3 protein-coding genes and 1 pseudogene are annotated in these 1829 nt (G+C 32.5%); 2 read left to right on the forward strand and 2 right to left on the reverse strand.

Annotated elements, in window-relative coordinates; translation table 11 throughout:
• Positions 1–381 (forward strand): annotated as a pseudogene (locus tag GJS40_RS12860) (hypothetical protein); the annotation flags it as partial.
• Positions 382–496: 115 nt separating this feature from the next.
• A complete protein-coding gene (locus GJS40_RS12865) occupies positions 497–1024 on the forward strand; it encodes a CueP family metal-binding protein (RefSeq protein WP_270898259.1) in 528 nt (175 codons plus the stop codon).
• A 146-nt stretch (positions 1025–1170) separates the two neighbouring features.
• Here GJS40_RS12865 and GJS40_RS12870 read toward each other — a convergent pair whose 3' ends face one another.
• Both GJS40_RS12870 and GJS40_RS12875 read right to left on the reverse strand, forming a co-directional pair.
• Positions 1171–1428, reverse strand: coding sequence for a hypothetical protein (locus tag GJS40_RS12870; RefSeq protein WP_052725892.1), 258 nt, complete (start codon positions 1426–1428; stop codon positions 1171–1173).
• Complete coding sequence (locus tag GJS40_RS12875) at positions 1428–1613, reverse strand: hypothetical protein (RefSeq protein ID WP_146937149.1); 186 nt, start codon at positions 1611–1613, stop codon at positions 1428–1430. The genes GJS40_RS12870 and GJS40_RS12875 overlap by 1 nt, the downstream gene beginning before the upstream one ends.
• Positions 1614–1829: the final 216 nt, after the last annotated feature.

A 1829-nucleotide genomic window follows, 5' to 3' on the forward strand; every position in this document is an offset into this window, starting at 1 on the left:
AAAAATCGTCCCGGCGGTTATGTTGGTTCTTTCATCATAGGAATGGCATTCTCTTTGGGATGGACTCCTTGTACCGGTCCAATACTAGCTATTGTGTTATCATTAGCTGCAACAAATCCTGATGTTGTTATGATTATGATGATTAGTTATGTTTTAGGTTTTTCGATCCCATTTCTATTATTAGCATTGTTTATTGGTAAAATTAAATGGATTAAAAAACATAGCCTAAAATTAATTAAAATTGGTGGATACATTATGATTTTCATGGGAGTAGCACTATTCTTTGATTGGTTGACGAAATTAACTTCCTTCTTAGCTGTTTGGTTTTTATGGATTTTAAATATACTTTCCATAATTTCTCTATTACATTTGCACAAATAATGCACATTTGAGTATTATAATACGTTTTATAGATTTTGTTATAATGTAGAAAATCGTTTAACATAGTAATTGATAATAGCATTTAACTAATTAGATGAAAGAGGAGTCGAATAATATGAAAAAAGGATTATTGGCAGTAATTGGATTATTACTTATTTTAATAGTTGCTGCTTGTAGTGAAAGCGAAAGTACATCAAATGAAAAAGAACCACAAGATATCAAGAAAATGGTCCAAGACTACAGTGTTGGGGATTCCGATGATGTGTCTGCTTCTATTACTTCAGAAGAGCTTATTGTAACTGATAGTAATGATAAAGAGACTACCTACGATCTTCCCGAAGATGAGTTTTTTGTTTCCATCGCACCATTTGTTGAGACAACACACCCTTGTACTAATCATAGCTTAACTGGTTGCCAAGGAGAATTAGTAGAAAAGGAATTTGATGTTTATATTGAAGACGAAGAAGGCAATGTTGTTGTTGATGAAACCATGACTTCATTAAAAAATGGATTTATTGATTTTTGGTTACCACGTGACAAAACATATAACGTGAAGATTCAATATGATGGAAAAACAGCTGAATCTGAGATTTCTACATTTGAAGGGGACAATACTTGCATAACAACAATGCAGTTAATTTAGTCTGGTTCCTCACAAATCCTTTTAACACAAAATATAATCATTTAAAGCAAATAGGAAAATGGATATAAACTTTTATAATAATATTTCTAACAGAACCGAGTCTTATCAAAGATAAGCCACTCGGTTCTGTTTTCTTAATTTACTATTTAATGTCTAATTAAATATTGAATATTAAAATCAAGTGGATCAATATAACTTAATATCAGAAATAATATTGCAATGGTAAAAATCAATAAGAATGGATGTTTAAAAAAGGAAAAGGTTTCTTGGTTAGCTTGTTTACGAATTGATTCTTCTGCTGTATATAAAACAAGTAATAAAATCATTGTTATCATCAAAGCCATTATATTGATGATTGCATTTGGCCTTGTCATAGCTACCATGTCTCCTAGCATTGCTCCCATCATTCCCCCATTAGTCCAGATAGTATTCCGTCAATGACAGCAGGTAGACCAATAGGTATTCCTGCAAGAAACCCAACAACCACTCCAATTAATATAGAGTAAACTGTTGATTGAAACAAATCACCATGAAAAGCCACTCCTAGAATGGTTCCTATTAAAATCCCCACCGACATCCCTAATGACATAGAAATCAACATCCCGTTCATTTTTGTTAGCCATTTTCGGTGATTCGTCACATATATTATGGTTGTTACAACTTGGGTGGTACAACACAAGGGTGTGTCAATAATTTTGTGTAAATAACCCTATTTCCGGTAGAAAAGTTAGCCTGCTTATTTTAGTTGATAAAACTTCTATCTCTAGGTTAAACACAGAGCCACAGCGGTAGCTGCTTGTCCTTG

This window comes from Aliibacillus thermotolerans (genome assembly GCF_027853235.1).
Classification (GTDB): domain Bacteria; phylum Bacillota; class Bacilli; order Bacillales; family Marinococcaceae; genus Aliibacillus; species Aliibacillus thermotolerans.

What these genes read in the sequence shown, in the direction of transcription:
- GJS40_RS12865 (WP_270898259.1), top strand. Translation starts at nt 497, where the DNA reads ATGAAAAAAGGATTATTGGCAGTAATTGGATTATTACTTATTTTAATA.
- GJS40_RS12870 (WP_052725892.1), bottom strand. Translation starts at nt 1,428, where the DNA reads ATGGGAGCAATGCTAGGAGACATGGTAGCTATGACAAGGCCAAATGCA.
- GJS40_RS12875 (WP_146937149.1), bottom strand. Translation starts at nt 1,613, where the DNA reads ATGTCATTAGGGATGTCGGTGGGGATTTTAATAGGAACCATTCTAGGA.